Source organism: uncultured Nostoc sp. (assembly GCF_964245575.1).
GTDB lineage: Bacteria > Cyanobacteriota > Cyanobacteriia > Cyanobacteriales > Nostocaceae > Nostoc.
This window is the reverse complement of the sequence record NZ_CAXTNP010000094.1, coordinates 1-18,081: the sequence shown is the minus strand read 5'-3', so window position 1 is coordinate 18,081 and position 18,081 is coordinate 1. Positions and strand designations below refer to the sequence as shown.

Sequence of the window (18,081 nt, the reverse complement as noted above, 5' to 3'; positions counted from 1 at the left end):
TTATTCCATCATTGATGATATCTAAACACTTATTTGACCCTGTAAACTGTGTTCGTAAATGATAATCAGTTGACTGAGCAGTTGCCTCTTTTACTGGAAGCAAAGTAACAGAGGCAGAAGCTATCATAGCTAATAATACAATCTTCTTCAGAATTGTACTAAGAGGATGTTTGAAAAATCCTTCATGATGTATCAAATACTTTGAGATGCCTCTAAATACCCCGATAAATTGGGGGACTTTGATTCTAATTCCCCCTTAAAAAAGCAGGCTAGGGGGGATCAATAAGTGCAAAGATACAGCCAACCACTTTTCAAACATCCTCTAAGATTATCCAGCACGGTAAGCAATACCTCTCACTAATAAATGTATTAATCATATACCTTCGCTTAGGGCTATTTCGTTCTAGACATAAACCGCCCAGAACTAAACCTCTCTTATAGCTATAGTCAGTTTTAACGGAGTATAGCCTTTTCTCACTCGTCTAAAGACTACTTTCGCTATCAGACTGGTGAATACATTCTAAGGCAGGCTAGATGAGAATGAAATAGCCCTGTACCTTCGCTGCACACCAATAATTTTCATTCGGAAAATATCTAGCGCAATTTCAGCACATTCTTATTTTAATTTTCTACCTTTGAACAAGCACTCCTAGTGTTCACGACCAAAGTAACGTTAAAGTATTTGGGTGTTATCTCTGCCTTTTTAATTCTGTATCAAGCGTTGGTATTCTAAAAATGAACTTGATTGCATGAAAAGGACAGAGAATGAACTTAAAGTTGAAAACCTTTTGCTGGTTTTTTTTGCCCTTTACCCTTGGGCTTGGATTTGTTAACTTCTCCTAAAGCTTCCTGAAACAAGTTGTGTAGATGTATGGGGACACTAGCAATTTCTGGTAACTCTGGCTCAATAGGTTTATTGAATTCTTGCAAAAGTGCGTCCAAGTCGCTTTCAAGACGAAACTCTGGACGTTGCAAAACTGTTTGCAACACATTTTCTAATTGACTTGGATACTGTTGCGCTAATCGATGCCAAATAAAAGCATTAATACTTTTATCTTCAAGGTAATAGCGAATTAGTTTTTCAGATCCTTGAACACTTTGCCAGTCCTCTGCCGATAAAATTGCTTGTACCTTACTATATGTTGGTAAAAACATTTGTCCCCAACGAGGATGAGAAAGAGCGGTTACCTGTTCTGCTTTCTTGAGTTCAGGAGGTAAATCAACCTTTGGCATAACCATTTTGCTATTACTGCTTTTGCTGTTAAACATCTGAGAGACTACGTTAGAATCAGCACCAAATTCTTCTGCTGCTGCTTTGATTTCATCGTCTCCAATGCCAGCTGCTTCTGCTACTTCAGCCAAGGATTTAGAAGTATCAATTCCTGCTTCTGCAAAGCGTTTTTCAGTGATTAATTCTTGGAATTCAGCTATTTTTTTATTAAGCTGGTATCCAGGTAGTGTGATTTCATCAGTACCAAAAAAGTCCACAAACTGCTGATGATATTGTGCTACTGACTGCCAAGCTTCTTCTAGCAAGTCTGGAGCATCGCTGTAAAGATTACTTTTATAGTTTTCTTTGAAATTACCAATTGCTACAGCAAGTTTTGGTTTACCTAATTTACCCATTATTGTGTAGGGCCCAGAAAATATCCAGTAGCTATCGGTAACAGGAGAAATGCGAGTTAGTAAAATTTCTCCTACTTTCAACCGAGATATTGCCTGTAATGTTTGGACATTGTTTGGCTTGACGATGTAGTGTTTATCTGTCAACCAGTTCGTCAATTCAAAGCCATCAGGTAGGATGTTGGTAATGGCAAATAAGCCAATAAAACTATGATGCCAACTATTGAGCAGGCTGCGATCGCTTTCTTCTAAATCTGGATTGCTTTCGATAAACAACTCTAATGGAGACTTATCACCGACTTTCCCGGTTGTCAGAAAGCTGTCGATGATTAAGTCCTGCTGTGTACTATCCCCACTTCCACGACGCAATTGTGCGGCTGCATAAGTTTCCAGTGCTTGTGCCAGTTCCCCTTCAGCATCAAGGACAAAATCAACTAAGGCTTGTTTTAATTGGTGCGATCGTTCTAATATGACATCCACAAGTTAATCTCTCGGTGCAACAGATGTAGATTATAGCTCTTAAAAGAATTCCAGCATCTAGCTATTGCTAGATATGTGTACTTAGCGGATTTGTCCGTCAAGCTTCTCTTAAAGTAGATACAAGACATCACACAAGGTCATTACAGATGGTTGCAACTCCAAATTCTAGCCATATTTCCCCGGAAGACTATCTCAAAGGAGAAGAAACCAGTCCTATCAAGCATGAATATAGACAGGGACAGGTTTATGCAATGGCAGGAGCAAGTAATGCCCATGTCATTATTTCTCTTAATATTGCTTCAATGCTGAGAAATCATTTGCGCGGGAGTGGTTGTCAAGCTTATATCTCAGACACCAAAGCACATATTGAGTCGATTAATATCTATTACTACCCCGATGTTATAGTAAGTTGTGACCAACGAGATAGAGATTTTGATAACTTTCTGCGTTACCCCTGCTTAATAGTAGAAGTGCTATCTCCAACAACAGAAGCCTTTGACCGAGGTGATAAATTTGCTGACTACCGACAGATGGAGTCACTTCAGGAATATGTACTTGTCAGTCAAACTCGGTTAAATGTTGAGTGTTTTCGCCGCAACTCAGAAAGACAATGGGTACTTTATCCCTATGGACAACAAGATATGATTCATCTGGCAAGTGTAGATTTTCGGTGTGCTGTTGCAGATTTCTATGAGGATGTTAGTTTTGAATTGCCGTAATTGACTGATTACTAACTCGAAAGCCAGAAACCAGAATTCTTGAGGATTTAAAAATGTGTTTTTAGAAAGCAAAATAAAAAGGCAAAAGAAGATTTTCTTTTGCCTTTTTAGTTTTTAGCTTTTAAGAGAGACGGGAAATTTCAAGTCTCTACTCGTCGTCAAAATCATCTTCGTCGTCTTCCTCTTCTTCCTCGTAATCGTCGTCGTCTGCTACTTCATCGGCGATTAATTCATCTTCGTCATCTAGAACTGACCTTTCTGCACGTCTGCTACCAAAACCAGATTCCCCAAGAGTAGGAGAATCTAAATTATAGGTGCGAGCTGTGCGGTCATCTAAGACCATATCCAGGGGATCATCAACTTCATCCAAGACACTACTGCTAATCTCAGCAGCATAATCATCGATCGCACCGGGTTCATCATAGGTATTGTAGCCAGTACCAGCCGGAATCAATCGCCCGATAATCACGTTTTCCTTTAAGCCGCGCAGCCAGTCGGATTTGCCTTCGATAGCTGCTTCGGTAAGTACTCGTGTTGTCTCTTGGAAGGATGCGGCGGAAATAAAGCTGTCGGTGTTCAAAGATGCTTTGGTGATACCCAACAATACTGGGGTATATTGTGCCCTAGCACCGCCTGTAATTGCCATCGCTTCGTTCACCTGCTCAACTTGGCGCAGTTCTACCAATTCACCAGGAAGCATAGTGGTGTCACCACCATCATCAATCCTGACTTTGTTGGTCATCTGGCGAACAATGACTTCAATGTGCTTATCGGAAATATCAATCCCTTGAGACTGATACACCATTTGCACTTCATTCACCAAGAATGACTGTACCTTCTGCAAAGCATGGCTAGCACAAGCATAGATTCCATCTTCAGAACCCAGACTAAAGAAGATTTCCAAAATTTCGTGAGGATTGGATGGGCCATCGCTTAATGGTTGTCCCGCTAACACAGTCGAGCCATCTGGCACAATCAAATTTTGTCCTGGGCCTAGAGGATAATCTGTTATCACGCCATTTGATTCTATGACCTTGATAGCGATCGCTTCATCACCACTCTCAGCGTAAACTACCTTAACTTCACCCGCCCGGCGACATAAAATGCACGCTTCTTTCGGTTTACGAGCTTCAAGTAGTTCCTCAATCCGGGGCAAACCTTGAATAATATCTCCGGTTTTGGCGCGTTCAAACACCAACAACACCAAGTTATCACCCCGTTGTACCAAATCGCCGTCTTCTATCTGCAACACAGCACCAGGGCTGACTCGATAAGGGCGACCGATACGGCTAGTAACAACGTAGTTTTTAGTACTCAGGGCTGATTCTCCACCAGATGCAGCAGCCGCACTTTTGATATCCACTACTTGCCCTGATTCTGGAGCAAAAACTCCAGGAGCAACTTCTGTCCCTTCTACTAGCAAGTCACCCACTTTCACCTTTGGCTGAGTACTAGTATTAATGGTAAGCCTGTCAGCGTCGCGCAACACCAAGCATCGACGCACGTTTTCGGTTCCTTTTCGGACGCCTCGCACTTCCCCACCTTCTTTACACAAGATTTGGGTACGTGCGACGACAGATCCGGGGGCGATGGTTAGGCCATCGTGTACCTCAAGTGTCGTCTGGGTGCTACCTTGAGTGGCATCGGCGGTAATGTCTCGACGAATTACCAAGGACTCCAGAATCACCAGCTGCAAGCGCTGAACTTCTGGGTCTTCAGTATCCTGTACCAATTCAATATCTGCTGCTAGTGGCGAAGCATTGTGGTCTTGTTCGCCTTCTTGCTCGATTTCTAGCACTAACTGAGTTCGCAGAAGTTCCACGCCTTCAACCGACTTGACGCGTTCCGAATCTTTGTAAGGTAGTCGCTGCACAGCCCGTAACTGGATCGAGCGCCCGGTTTGTTGACTCACCGATGTAGTTGATGGCACATCTGGATTATCCGGTACTGCAAATTCAACTACTGGACGACTCAATAGTGCGGGCCCTTCTGGTGTCTCCACATACTGGATATAGCGCAATTCCGTGGCGACGTTGCCTTGAAATTCCTCGCCTGGTTGGATGAAGGTGTTATCTCGCCCGATGACTGATTCTGGATCGTCCACCATCAGCAGTTCCCCTGGCTTAACCACAACTTCCCGCAGGATGTCGTTTTTCTGGGTGACTTCTACCACTCCGCTGTTTTGGCAGAAAATATCTTTTACTACCTCGGTGCCAGCTTCCACAAACTGACCGTCTTCTACCAACAGCAAGGAGATATCTTTATTAACTTCATGGCTTTCTTCGGGAATCCACAAAAGGGTACCGCCCTGCACGACTTCATAACCCAGCTTGGCTTTGCCTTTTTTCTGGACTTCTACACCCGCGAATTTCAGAAAACCACCAGTGCTTGTGCGATAGCGGTCATCAATTAACTCAGCTACAACTTGACCATTTTGCACTTTTGTGCTTGGTGTAGCTCGAAGGTTAAATACCTGGTTATTGCCAGTGGAGACTAAGTAGTTATTGCGACCTTGGGAACTTTGGACTGTCACCGTTGCCTGGTCTAGTACCACAGAAGCGGTGATAATCTCAATTTCCCTGGTACTCTTACCTGGGGTAGCTTCTGGCAAGCGCACCACACCGCCGTGCAAACTGGCTAACTTGGTTTCTGCTAAAACTCCGTTAGAAGCGATCGCATCACCATTTTTCACCACCAATTCTGCACCAGGCGGCAAGTTGTAAACTTCCCCAGACAAAATCCAAATCAAGCCACCGCGTGCGGCTGTTGTTGTGGTATTACCTTGACGGTCAGTTTTTTGTTCTGGAACAACTTCGGCAAATTGCACTTCCCCTGCTAAGTCAGAGGCTACATCTTTAACTGCTTTTTCTGTATTAGTCCGAGTTGTGCGTCCACCAAGGGCAACCTCTGCCAACAACTGACCTTGTTTTACCTTATTTCCATCAAATACATATAGTGTTGAACCTTGAGTCAGATGAACCTCTTGGTTCTCTGGGGTAACATCACCTACTTTTGTTGGCTCCAAAAGCAGGATACCATTAGCCTCAACATACAGAGCATCTTCCCCGTGGCGGGTACGATACGTTCTAGTCTTCAGTTTACGAGGAAGCTTGACAGTCCCATCGATTTTAGAACGAACTTGTTGCGCCACTTCTCCAGTAAACACACCACCCGTGTGGAATGTCCGCATGGTTAGCTGAGTACCAGGTTCGCCGATACTTTGGGCAGCAATAATCCCCACAGCTTCACCCAAGTCCACCATTTTGGCGTGGGCCAAACTCCAGCCGTAGCAGTGTTGACAGACAGAACGTGCAGCTTCACAAGTTAGGGGCGATCGCAGCACAACTTCTGCCACCCCAGATTTTTCGATTTTCTTCGCCAAGTCTTCAGAAACTGGGGTGTTGCGTGGTGCAATTACTTCTTTTGTGACTGGATGCAGCACATCTTCGCCAATTACCCGTCCCATCAAGCGGGTTCCTAGAGGGATCAAGGTTTTGGCACCTTCTGTCATTGGTCGAATGGGAATTCCTCTGGTGGTACCGCAGTCAAACTCCCGAATAATCACATCCTGAGATACGTCCACCAAACGGCGGGTGAGATAACCAGAGTCAGCCGTCCGCAAGGCAGTATCCACCAATCCTTTTCTGGCACCGTAAGACGAAATAATATATTCCGTTACAGTGAGTCCTTCACGGAAGTTGGTTTTGATGGGCAAATCGATAATTTCCCCTTGAGGATCTGCCATCAGTCCCCGCATCCCCACCAATTGCCGGACTTGAGAGATGTTACCCCGTGCCCCCGAGAATGCCATCATATATACGGAGTTCAGGGGATTAGTCTTCTTGAAGTGAACGACTACTTCATCTTTCAAGGCTTCACTGGTACCATTCCAGGTATCGATTACCTTTTGGAAGCGTTCTACTTCAGTGATTTCTCCCCGTTGATAACGGGTTTCAGTAGCGCGAATTTCTTCCTCAGCCGCTTCTAGGAGCAATCGCTTAGTTGGTGGTATCATCAAGTCATCTACACTGATGGAAACCCCTGCTTTGGTAGCGTAGCGAAATCCCAAATCTTTCAGTTTGTCCGCCATCACTGCGGTTCGCGCCGTACCATAATGCGTAAACGCCCAAGAAATTAAATTTCTCAGTTGACCCTTATCAACCACGCGATTGCGAAAAATCATTTTTTCGTTAGTCATTAGTCATTAGTCCTGAGTCATCAATAATTAATAATTCGTAATTCTCGCTGGAGGCGAGAAGCAAGCTACGTAATTCGTAATTGAAGAATTGATTACGAATTACGATTTAGAAATTACGAATTAACTTGCTAGTGCTTCCTGAATGGCATTATTGTAAATAACACGACCAGGAGTTGTGTATATGTACTGAGAAAGGACATTGCCTTTAGCGTCTTGTCTAACTCGACGGAACTTATAGAGTAATGTGCGGGTACCATCCTCGTTTTCCGTCACTTTCACCGGTTCTGTATCCGGTTGGTCTGATTCTATTTCACCGTCAAACCGCACATAGATATAGGCGTGCAAGTCAATTTGATCTTGCTGGAAAGCCATAATTACATCCTCTAGCGAAGAAAAGTAATTTCCTGCCCCTTTTGTCGCACCGGGATTTTCTGCTGTTAAGTAATATGCTCCCAATACCATATCTTGGCTAGGCGTGATGATAGGTTTACCCGTGGCTGGTGACAAAATATTGTTAGAAGCCAACATCAACAACCGCGCTTCAGCCTGACTTTCTAACGACAACGGGACGTGTACCGCCATTTGGTCACCGTCAAAGTCGGCGTTAAAGGCTGGACACACCAAAGGATGCAGTTGAATTGCTCTACCTTCTACTAAAATCGGTTCAAAAGACTGAATACCCAAGCGGTGCAACGTTGGTGCCCGGTTTAGCATTACAGGGTGTCCTTCAATCACCTCTTCTAGCACATCCCAAACACTGGGATCATTGCGGGATATCAGTTTTTTCGCAGCTTTGATGTTATTTACCATGCCACTACGAATCAGGCGGTTAATTACAAATGGTTGAAATAGCTCAATTGCCATTTCTCTAGGCAAACCGCATTGATGAATTTTTAGCTTTGGCCCGACCACAATTACAGAACGTCCAGAGTAGTCAACCCGTTTACCTAACAAGTTTTGTCGGAAACGTCCTTGCTTACCCTCAATAATGTCGGACAAAGATTTCAGTGGTCGGTTATTTGCCCCAACTACAGTGCGTCCTCGACGACCATTGTCAATCAAAGCATCCACTGCTTCTTGCAGCATCCGCTTTTCGTTCCGTACAATAATCTCTGGTGCCAAAATTTCTTGCAAGCGTGCTAAACGATTGTTGCGGTTAATTACCCGCCGATACAAATCATTTAAATCGCTGGTGGCAAACCGTCCGCCATCTAGCTGCACCATTGGGCGCAAGTCGGGGGGAATCACGGGAATAACTGCCATTACCATCCACTCTGGTTTGGAACCAGTAGCGATGAAGTTGTCAATCACCCGCAGTCGCTTAATTAGCTTGGCCCGCTTTTGTCCCTTAGCGTTGCCAATTTCTTCGCGTAGGCTTTCGGCTTCTTGTTCCAAATTGATATCGGCAAGCAAACGCAACAGCGCTTCAGCACCAATACCTACTTCTACGCCTTGCAGCACAGAATCTTCGCTATAAATTTGGTCTTCTATTTCCAACCACTGGTCTTCACTCAGTAGCTGTTTGTAAGTTAAAGTTTCGGCATTACCTGGACTCAGGACAACATAAGAGTTGAAATAGACAATCTGCTCGACATCCCGCAAGGGCATATCCAACAGGATGGAAATATAGCTAGGAATACCTTTGAGATACCAGACGTGAGCTACTGGTGCGGCGAGTTTAATATAGCCCATGCGGTGGCGACGCACCCGTGACTCGGTGACTTCTACCCCACAGCGCTCACAGACAATACCTCTATGACGAACTCTTTTATACTTGCCACAATGGCATTCCCAATCTTTCGCGGGGCCAAAGATGCGCTCACAAAATAAGCCATCCATCTCTGGCTTGAGAGTTCGGTAATTAATCGTTTCTGGCTTGGTAACTTCACCGACTACTTGACCATTAGGCAATGTTCTCTCGCCCCATTGGCGAATGCGTTCAGGGGAAGCCAAGCCGATTTTTACGTAGTCAAACTGATTAGTTTGGGCAGGTCTCATAACTAGGGATTAGGGACTGGGGATTAGGGACTGGGGATTAGGGATTAGGGATTAGAAATTGGGAATTGCTGACTAAGACTAGAAATATCTGTTTTATATTTCTTCCCCAGTCACCAGTCCCCAGTCCCCAATCCCCAATCCTTATTCGTCGTCTTCCAGCGATTCGCGGGAAAGAGATTCGTATGTTGGTCGAGGAGGTGTGCGACGGGCTGATTGGTCTGCCATCAAATCGACTTCTACATCTAGGGAACTGCCGTCTGTTTGGGTTTCTACCTTGTGTACGGCAATGTCTAACCCCAATGATTGCAACTCGCGCATTAGCACCTTAAAGGATTCTGGGGTTCCAGGTCGAGGAATTGCCTTACCTTTAACGATCGCATTTAACGCTTCATTCCGTCCTTGCATATCGTCAGATTTAACTGTGAGCAATTCCTGTAAGGTGTAAGCTGCACCAAAGGCTTCCAATGCCCACACTTCCATTTCCCCAAACCGTTGACCACCTTGTTGTGCTTTACCACCCAAGGGTTGCTGAGTCACTAGTGAGTATGGGCCTGTAGAACGGGCGTGGATCTTATCATCCACCAAATGCACCAGCTTCAGCATGTAAGCCACACCGATAGTGATTGCTCGGTCAAAGGGTTCGCCTGTACGACCGTCATACACCATGATTTTGCCTGGGTTATCTGGGTTATATACCCAGTCTTTCCCTGTTTCATCCCGTGCTTCTTGCAATTTGCCATGCACGATTCGGCGAGATGACTCTTCACCGTACATTTCGTCAAAGGGAGTAATCTTAAATCGCACTCCCAAGGTTTGACCAGCCCAACCTAATAAGCACTCAAATACTTGTCCGACGTTCATCCGGCTGGGTACACCCAAGGGGTTTAGTACAATGTCCACTGGTGAACCATCGGGCAAATAAGGCATATCTTCCGCCGGTAATATCCGAGAAATAATCCCTTTATTACCGTGGCGTCCTGCCATTTTGTCCCCAACTTGGATTTTCCGTTTTTGGGCAACATATACCCGCACTACCATATTCGCTCCTGGTGGCAGTTCATCGCCTTGTTCACGAGTAAACAAGCGCACATCAACTACACGACCTTTTTCACCATTTGGGACTCGCAGAGAATTGTCTCGCACATCTCGCGCTTTCTCACCGAAGATGGCACGCAACAGTTTTTCTTCTGGCGGTTGGTCAGATTCACCCTTGGGGGTAACTTTTCCGACCAAGATATCTCCAGCTTCTACCCACGCACCAATGCGAATGATTCCCTGTTCATCCAACTGACGCAAGGCATCTTCCCCGACGTTGGGAATTTCTCTAGTGATTTCTTCTGGCCCGAGTTTGGTTTGTCTGGCTTCAATTTCATATTTTTCAATGTGAATTGAGGTGTAGACATCATCCTGCACCAGTCTTTCAGAGATTAAAATTGCGTCTTCGTAGTTGTAGCCTTCCCAAGGCATATAGGCAACGACGATATTTTGTCCTAGCGCCAATTCACCGCCTTCGGTGGAGGAACCATCAGCCAATACCTGACCAGCAACAACCCGTTCACCAATGCGGACGAGAGGTTTCTGATTTAAACAGGTGTCTTGGTTGGAACGTTGGTACTTGGAAAGGGTGTACTTAATTTCTGAGGTATTAGGTTTAGGACGGACGCGAATTTCTGTAGCATCCACATAAGTGACATCGCCATCGGTACGCGATACAATCACCATCCCAGAGTCTCTTGCTCCTTGGGCTTCCAAACCAGTACCCACCAAAGGACGCTCTGGTTTGAGCAGGGGGACTGCTTGCCGTTGCATGTTCGACCCCATCAGCGCTCGGTTAGCGTCATCATGCTCCAAGAAGGGAATCATGCTGGTTGCTACCGATACAATCTGTACGGGAGATACTGCTACATAGTCCACCTGTTCTGGTGTTGTGGTGGAAAATTCTTGACGATACCGGACTGGCACTAATGGCCCAATAATGTGCCCAGTTTCATCTACAGGAATATCTCCCGGAGCAACCCGCAGGTCGTCTTCTTCATCGGCTGTCATGTAGGCTGGAGGCAGATCAAATCTGACTCGCCCATTTTCTACAGGTCTAAATGGTGTTTCTAAGAACCCATACAGGTTAACCCGCGCATGGGTTGCCAAGGAGCCAATCAATCCGGCGTTGGGGCCTTCTGGTGTCTCAATGGGGCAAATGCGTCCATAGTGACTAGGATGAATATCCCGCACGGCAAACCCAGCGCGTTCGCGGGTTAAACCACCAGGGCCAAGGGCGCTCAGACGGCGTTTGTGGGTCAGTTCTGCTAAGGGATTGGTTTGATCCATGAACTGACTTAATTGGCTAGAACCAAAGAATTCTTTAATTGCTGCTACCAATGGTTTGGGGTTCACCAAGGAAGCGGGAGTTAGCACTTCAGCATCGGATACGGTCATCCGTTCTCGAATAATTCTTTCTAAACGGTTTAAGCCTACCCGCACTTGGTTTTGCAGCAATTCACCGACGCTTCTGACTCGGCGATTCCCTAAGTGGTCAATGTCATCGATGTTACCAATGTCATATTCTAGGTTGATCAGGTAATCTACGGCTGCCAAGATATCGCCAGGAGTCAACACCCGCATTGTGTCTGGGACAGAAAGGCGCAATTTCTTGTTGAGTTTGTACCGTCCAACGCGACCAAGGTCATAACGTTTCGGGTCAAAGAAACGAGAGTCTAGGAGTTGTTGTCCACCTAATACTGTAGGTGGTTCACCAGGACGGAGTTTGCGATATAACTCCATCAGAGCTTCTTCTTCAGAGAATTGCCCTTCTTTTTCGATGGTTTTTTGGAAATACTCTGGATGGCGTAAGGCGTCAAAGATTTCGTTGTCTGATAACCCTAAAGCTTTTAGGAGTACCTGCGCTGAGAGTTTGCGGGTTTTGTCGATGCGTACCCATACCAAATCGTTACGGTCTGTTTCAAATTTCAGCCATGCTCCCCGGTTGGGAATTAAGCTAGCTGAATAAGTCCGTCGCCCGTTTTTGTCTATTTCTGATTTGTAATAAACCCCTGGCGATCGCACGATTTGATTGACAATTACCCGCTCGGCTCCGTTAATAATAAACGTGCCGCGATCGGTCATCAAAGGCAAATCCCCAATGAATACCTCTTGCTCTTTGATTTCCCCGGTTTCTTTATTAATCAGACGTGTGGGAACATACATTTGGACAGCATAAGTACTGTCCCGCCGTTTGGCTTCTTCGACGCTGTACTTTGGCTCTTTGAGTTTGTAATTATGACCCAAAAAGTGCAGTTCTAATTTGCCCGTATAATCTGTAATAGGACTAAAAGAGTTAAGTTCTTCTATCAACCCTTCTTCCAAAAACCAGCGAAAGCTTGATCGCTGGATTTCAATCAAGTCGGGCAACAGAAAGGCGGGTTCCATATATGTTTCTTTGGTCATGCCTCTACCTTTGTCAACCTGGTTAAATTTTTACTTAGACACTGCTGTTTAACGCTTCCCACTGCTAGCCAGTGTCTGTAGCTGTTTGGGAGCTTCTTCTTACACACCTGTAAATAGCAGGTGTGGGCAAACGCAGCGATTAAAGCTGGAATGAACAATTTTGACTTGGGGGTAATCGCCCAAAATCGGGGACTCAGACGCCAAAAACCCACTATAGTCTTGATTTAAGAAGAATATACAGTTGAGATATTCCTGAGTTTTATCTACTTTCTTCATTTCCCCTCCAAAAAGCGCGTTAATTTGCTGACGCAGCTCTAGACGGTGTGTCTTAAATCCACCCGGCTATTTATACTCTCAGTGATATCCTAGATATCCTAAGACTGAGGGAATGATCCGCACCTTGTCGGCTTTGAATCAGAATCACTTCATTTTGCTGGATTATACTCACAAGGCAATTTTGTTTAACGATTTTGAATAGGTTCGATACACGCCAAGCCGATGTTGTGCAATCAAGCTCAACTTGGGTTAGCACAGTTAGTCATGTGTGGAGAGCATCCGCTTGTAGAGATTTGGAGGATGGCCAAGCCGATAACAGTACGAAAAATTAGGCTCAGAAATTTTAGGTTCCTTCCTTTATCATTATGGCGCAAGCAAAATGTTTTTGAGGGAATAATATTAGCATATTTTCCCTGCCTAGAGTTTTATTTTTTTGAGCACAACGGAATAAAAGAGAATTATTGCGCACTTTATATTGACAGACCAAATAATTCACAGGCATTCTGGGTGGTTTGATGGGCGATCGCTTCTACTGTTTCCTGACGCAGTTTAGCTACTTGCTCGGCTACATAAAGTACGTAGGCAGGCTCGTTGCGCCTCTCGCCTCGTTTCGGAACTGGGGCCAGAAATGGGCAGTCTGTTTCAATCAGTAGGCGATCGCTACTCACCATTGCCGCCGAGGATTGGATCGCTTTGGCGTTTTTGAACGTTACCGTCCCGCTAAAGCTGATGTAGAAGCCTAATTCGAGAAACCATTGAGTTTCTTCTGGCGTTCCTCCCCAGCAATGCATGACGCCCCGCACTCTTTCTCCTTTAAGTGAGTGCCATTTTTGCAACACTTCTCTGGTTGCCACAGCAGCGTCGCGGCAGTGGATAATTACTGGTAAGTTGAGTTCCGATGCGATCGCTAACTGCGACTCAAACACCATCAGCTGATGCTCATAGTTATCAGCTTTGTAAAAATCCAGCCCCATTTCCCCAATTGCTACCACATGAGAGTCAGAACTCGCTAAAGTTTTGATTTTCTCGGCTGTCTCGTGATTCCATTTCTCAGCATCTAAAGGATGTAATCCTACGGCAAAGCTGATTTCGGGAAACTCGTGCGCTATGGATTGAATCCTGGAAAACTCCTCTGGGTACACACAGGAATGTACTAAACGTACTACTCCTGCTTCTTGCCACCGCGATCGCACTGTTGCTAAATCCGGCTGGAAACTATCAAAGTTGAGATGAACGTGCGTGTCTATCAGTTGCATTCTTTGCCCTTTGTCATTGGTCATAAATTATTAGCCCTGATCATGACTAAGCACAAATGACCCTCCAGGTGAATCTTTCTCCTGCGATCGCTAAACTTCTCAAGAGGGAAACCACGCCCGCTACTCTTTTTAATTCGCTCATGGGACAGCCCTGCGGTGGACGGGTTGAGAGACATAGAGTAAGTGGTGTGGAAACCCTCAAGACTGCACTGGCTTGCCATTACCCTTCGCGTTTCACACCACTTACAATATCTTAGTATTCTTTTTAACGTCATGCCTCCCTGAGTCACAAGAGGGCACTGACTCATCAATGACTATTGAGCAACTGCTTGAGTTAAGGGTTTTAGTTTATGAGCCAATCTTGACTTTTTCCTTGCCCCATTATTGGGGTGAAGGACACCCCGTTTGATCGCTTTATCGATTTTGGCGTAAGCCTCGGATAAGCGAGCCTGTGCTTCTTGTTTTAATTCTGGGGTAGGATTAGCTGTATAGACAGCTACAGCATTAATGTATTTCTTCATCAGCGTCTTGACTGCTGATTTGTAAGCTTTGTTACGCAGTCGGTTACGTTCTGCGATTTCGGCACGCTTGAGAGCAGACTTTGTATTCGCCACAGTCAATTCCAAAAATACTATTAATATGTACACACACTACTAGACTTACTAATATAGCATCCAAATTGCCAATGTTAGAATTTCCTAAAAAAAATCTATCATTGGAAATTCGATACTGGAGATTGGGGAAGATAGTCCTTAGTCCCCAGTCCTTAATTTGGTGTGTCGTCAATTGAGGAAATGCGTTAAAATAAACTGCATGAAATAAAATAGTCACCCTAACTGATCACCTGGTTAAGCAATGTGATTGCCAATATAGTCAATTTGTCCCTACAAGGGATGTATTGTCAAAGGCAAGGAACTGTAAATAGCTAAATTTCAGGGGTTTCAAAGTATAGAATCGATACTATATTATCGTCTCTGTACAGTTGTTAACGACTAAAAGTTAGGAAAATAAAAATTATACTCAGACCCTACCCCCTGTATATCTGGGGGATTGGATGTGTAAATACACCACCTGCACCCCACAAGGAGTGAGGGTAAGGGCGTAAGAGTAGTGGGAAATGGCACGCCTGCTTCCTGCTGCTAGCCTGCCAAGGCTGGTTGGACTGAGCAATTAAGTGGCCTTCTCAAGCAAACTAGATGCTGGCAGACTTGAGAGTATCAAAAAAATCCAGGTTAAGCTAGAGAAGAGAATTAGAGTCAGCTTGCACACCCCAGTGGGTCAAGAGCAATACTAAATCTCAGGTGTGAATATTATAATTTTGGCATTGTCCTTACTCCATGCTGCGAATCATTACTCAGCAGGCAGACGTTAGAGCAGAACTACAACGGATCTGCGATCGCACCCATGATGAACAGGTGCTTCACAAAGAAGCAACGGTGCGGGAAGTTTTGCAAGCAGTGAAGCGCCAAGGCGACAAAGCTGTATTGCATTACACAGCCGAATTTGACAAACAAACCCTGAAAGCAGAAGAACTCCGAGTCACAGGCTCGGAACTAGATGCAGCCTATCAGCAGGTGTCAAAAGAGTTGTTGGGCGCAGTTCGGCTAGCTTGCCGCCAAATTGAAGCGTTTCATCGTCAGCGAGTCCCAAAAAGCTGGGTACACTTTGGCGACGATGAAGTAGTGCTGGGCAAACGCTACACCCCCGTAGATCGGGCGGGGTTGTATGTGCCTGGTGGTCGTGCCGCCTATCCCAGTACAGTGCTGATGAATGCAATTCCGGCTCATGTAGCTGCTGTACCTCACGTGGTGATGGTGACACCACCAGGCCCAGAGGGTGCAATTAACCCAGCAGTCTTGGTAGCAGCCCAAGAAGCAGGAGTGCAAGAAATTTATCGTATTGGGGGCGCACAAGCGATCGCTGCTTTAGCTTATGGCACAGAAACAATTCCGAAAGTGAATGTGATTACTGGCCCTGGTAACATTTATGTCACCCTAGCGAAAAAACTTGTCTATGGCACCGTTGGCATTGATTCTTTGGCAGGCCCCAGCGAAGTGCTGGTGATTGCCGATGAAACCGCAAATCCGGTGCATGTAGCTGCTGACTTGCTAGCCCAAGCCGAACACGATCCAATGGCGGCAGCAATTTTGCTGACGACAGATGCGGCTTTGGCGAAAAACGTGCAATTAGCCTTGGAAAGACAGCTAGTGGATCACCCACGGCGAATAGACACAGAAAAAGCAATCGCTCACTACGGCTTGATTGTCCTTGTGGAATCGCTCGAAGCAGCAGCAGAACTATCAAATGAATTTGCCCCCGAACACCTGGAATTAGAAATCAAAGACCCTTGGGCACTCCTACCACAGATTCGCCACGCTGGGGCAATCTTTTTAGGTTATTCTACACCAGAAGCTGTAGGAGACTATTTGGCAGGCCCTAACCATACCCTGCCAACTTCTGGTGCTGCCCGTTATGCTTCGGCATTAGGGGTGGAAACTTTCCTCAAACACTCTAGTATTATTCAATACTCCCAAACTGCACTGCAAAATGTGGCTAGTGCCATTGATGTGCTAGCAACAGCAGAAGGCTTACCTTCCCATGCTGATTCAGTCCGCCGCCGAATTCAGCAAGAAGAGTGATTTGGAATGCTTAATTTTTTCTTATAAGGGACTTCCAGTTAAAAAAAATCCCATCCCTGCGGGACGCTCCGCGAACGTAGGGTAGCACAGATGTAATCCGTGTCAACTTAACGTAAAAGTCATGTCCCGCAAAGAGCTGAAGTTCCTTGCTAATAGCAAAAGTCATCTTCAGATAACTAAAATATACCCAAAAATATAAAGTCTACTTCAGTAGACTTTAGCTATTAGCCTTGAACTTTAGTTTAAGGCGGGTAAGGAAGCCAATAGTGAACAGTTATCAGTTATAACTGATAACTGTTCACTGATTTAACTACGGTAAGCTACGCTAACGCACGCCATTTGCTATCCTGATCTTCATCTAATCTTTAAATACAAGTCGGGCATTGCCGCCAGTAGTTTCTGGGAGAGGGTTTTCCTATCCCAGAAACTCGTGAAAAGCTTCTCCAGACCAGTTGCTACAATGCACCACCATGAAACTGACATATAGTACAACCTCAAATATATAAACTAATTGGCAAATAAAAAATTGCTTTAGTGTCGTTGCCGACGAATTTTGCTAGATACTTATGTAAGGGGTCTACTCTTTAGGAGACGGGAGCGGTGCTAAATAGTGTTTTGGTAGCTCTGGACGGTTCGGAAATTTCAGAACGAGTAATTCAGACTTTAGATAATTTGGCGTTGTCAAAAGATGCCTTGGTTATTCTCTGTCATGTCTTCCTTACGCCAGAGTCAGAAATGGAACTACCCGCCGATCGTCCTCAGCCAGAGTCACCAACATTTTCTTATTTTCAGATTGAAAAACAGCTGCAATCCTATCAGGAAAAGTTATCAGTCAGCAGTGAGTTAGAACTGGTAACTGGTGATCCTGCCGAAGAGATTATTCGCCTTGCCAATATTTACAAAACTGACTTGATTATAATTGGTAGCCGTGGATTGATGGGGATGAAGCGAATTGTTCAGGGTTCTGTTAGCAGTCAAGTTGTGGAAGAGGCTAATTGTTCGGTGTTGGTGGTAAAGCCGAATTAGAATCAGGTAAAGGGAAATCAGATGATCATGCTATGACTAGAACCCCAGCAGTTACTAAACGACTTACTTTTGAAGAGTGTGTGGCTTATGATGATGGCACTGATACCCGTTACAAACTGATCAACGGAGAACTAATTTCCTGCCTCGTGATAATAAGCAAAAAATAGCAGGGTTTTATACCTGTATGGTTAAAAATTTGACCAACACTCTAGTTGCATTATAATTCCACTACACTTTTTAGTCGGAACAATAACCTTTCTAAAAGTTTTTCTCTAATTTTACTAATTTGTTTAGATGTCTGTACATTTTGTATTTGTACACCTGCTCGTCCAGATACTCCGGCTTGTCCAGATGCTCCGGCTTGTCCAGGTGCTCCGGCTTGTCCAGGTGCTCCGGCTTGTCCAGGTGCTCCGGCTTGTCCAGGT

General features: G+C 45.1%; 11 protein-coding genes. 4 read left to right on the top strand and 7 right to left on the bottom strand.

Translation table 11 applies throughout. From position 1 onward, the window contains the following. Positions 1-771: 771 nt before the first annotated feature. Positions 772-2,103: a hypothetical protein gene (locus tag ACFFAP_RS16750; protein ID WP_375512265.1), complete on the bottom strand. Its 1,332-nt coding sequence runs from the start codon at positions 2,101-2,103 to the stop codon at positions 772-774. A 146-nt stretch (positions 2,104-2,249) separates the two neighbouring features. Between ACFFAP_RS16750 and ACFFAP_RS16745 the strand changes: the two genes are divergently transcribed. Then, positions 2,250-2,822 carry a Uma2 family endonuclease gene (locus tag ACFFAP_RS16745; protein WP_375512264.1) on the top strand — a complete coding sequence of 191 codons (573 nt, stop codon included), beginning with the start codon at positions 2,250-2,252 and terminating at the stop codon, positions 2,820-2,822. 148 nt (positions 2,823-2,970) lie between these two features. On the opposite strand, the gene ACFFAP_RS16740 is transcribed toward ACFFAP_RS16745, so the two are convergent. From ACFFAP_RS16740 to ACFFAP_RS16725, 4 genes are all read right to left on the bottom strand, one after another. Then, positions 2,971-7,020 (bottom strand): DNA-directed RNA polymerase subunit beta'', encoded by a 4,050-nt coding sequence (locus ACFFAP_RS16740; RefSeq protein ID WP_375512263.1) that lies wholly within the window; start codon positions 7,018-7,020, stop codon positions 2,971-2,973. Between the two features lie 120 nt (positions 7,021-7,140). Then, complete coding sequence (locus ACFFAP_RS16735) at positions 7,141-9,018, bottom strand: DNA-directed RNA polymerase subunit gamma (protein ID WP_012411285.1); 1,878 nt, start codon at positions 9,016-9,018, stop codon at positions 7,141-7,143. Positions 9,019-9,159: 141 nt separating this feature from the next. Continuing rightward, on the bottom strand, positions 9,160-12,459 hold the full coding sequence (gene rpoB, locus ACFFAP_RS16730; protein WP_375512262.1) for a DNA-directed RNA polymerase subunit beta: 3,300 nt from the start codon (positions 12,457-12,459) through the stop codon (positions 9,160-9,162). A 746-nt stretch (positions 12,460-13,205) separates the two neighbouring features. Then, positions 13,206-13,991, bottom strand: a complete 786-nt coding sequence (locus ACFFAP_RS16725; protein ID WP_375512273.1) for a TatD family hydrolase — start codon at positions 13,989-13,991, stop codon at positions 13,206-13,208. Between the two features lie 56 nt (positions 13,992-14,047). Between ACFFAP_RS16725 and ACFFAP_RS16720 the strand changes: the two genes are divergently transcribed. After that, on the top strand, positions 14,048-14,248 hold the full coding sequence (locus tag ACFFAP_RS16720; RefSeq protein WP_375512261.1) for a hypothetical protein: 201 nt from the start codon (positions 14,048-14,050) through the stop codon (positions 14,246-14,248). Positions 14,249-14,305: 57 nt separating this feature from the next. On the opposite strand, the gene rpsT is transcribed toward ACFFAP_RS16720, so the two are convergent. Beyond that, the gene (gene rpsT, locus ACFFAP_RS16715) at positions 14,306-14,605 is read right to left on the bottom strand and encodes a 30S ribosomal protein S20 (protein ID WP_375512260.1); all 300 of its coding nucleotides are present in this window, start codon (positions 14,603-14,605) and stop codon (positions 14,306-14,308) included. A gap of 723 nt (positions 14,606-15,328) precedes the next feature. Here rpsT and hisD point away from each other — a divergent pair. Continuing rightward, the gene (gene hisD, locus ACFFAP_RS16710; RefSeq protein ID WP_375512259.1) at positions 15,329-16,630 is read left to right on the top strand and encodes a histidinol dehydrogenase; all 1,302 of its coding nucleotides are present in this window, start codon (positions 15,329-15,331) and stop codon (positions 16,628-16,630) included. A gap of 600 nt (positions 16,631-17,230) precedes the next feature. Next, the gene (locus ACFFAP_RS16705) at positions 17,231-17,656 is read left to right on the top strand and encodes a universal stress protein (protein ID WP_375512258.1); all 426 of its coding nucleotides are present in this window, start codon (positions 17,231-17,233) and stop codon (positions 17,654-17,656) included. Positions 17,657-17,873: 217 nt separating this feature from the next. On the opposite strand, the gene ACFFAP_RS16700 is transcribed toward ACFFAP_RS16705, so the two are convergent. Continuing rightward, a partial coding sequence (locus tag ACFFAP_RS16700; RefSeq protein WP_375512257.1) for a collagen-like protein occupies positions 17,874-18,081 on the bottom strand: 208 nt, incomplete at its 5' end.

What these genes read in the sequence shown, in the direction of transcription:
- ACFFAP_RS16740 (WP_375512263.1), bottom strand. Translation starts at nt 7,020, where the DNA reads ATGACTAACGAAAAAATGATTTTTCGCAATCGCGTGGTTGATAAGGGT.
- rpoB (WP_375512262.1), bottom strand. Translation starts at nt 12,459, where the DNA reads ATGACCAAAGAAACATATATGGAACCCGCCTTTCTGTTGCCCGACTTG.
- hisD (WP_375512259.1), top strand. Translation starts at nt 15,329, where the DNA reads ATGCTGCGAATCATTACTCAGCAGGCAGACGTTAGAGCAGAACTACAA.
- ACFFAP_RS16720 (WP_375512261.1), top strand. Translation starts at nt 14,048, where the DNA reads ATGACCCTCCAGGTGAATCTTTCTCCTGCGATCGCTAAACTTCTCAAG.
- ACFFAP_RS16735 (WP_012411285.1), bottom strand. Translation starts at nt 9,018, where the DNA reads ATGAGACCTGCCCAAACTAATCAGTTTGACTACGTAAAAATCGGCTTG.
- ACFFAP_RS16725 (WP_375512273.1), bottom strand. Translation starts at nt 13,991, where the DNA reads ATGCAACTGATAGACACGCACGTTCATCTCAACTTTGATAGTTTCCAG.
- ACFFAP_RS16745 (WP_375512264.1), top strand. Translation starts at nt 2,250, where the DNA reads ATGGTTGCAACTCCAAATTCTAGCCATATTTCCCCGGAAGACTATCTC.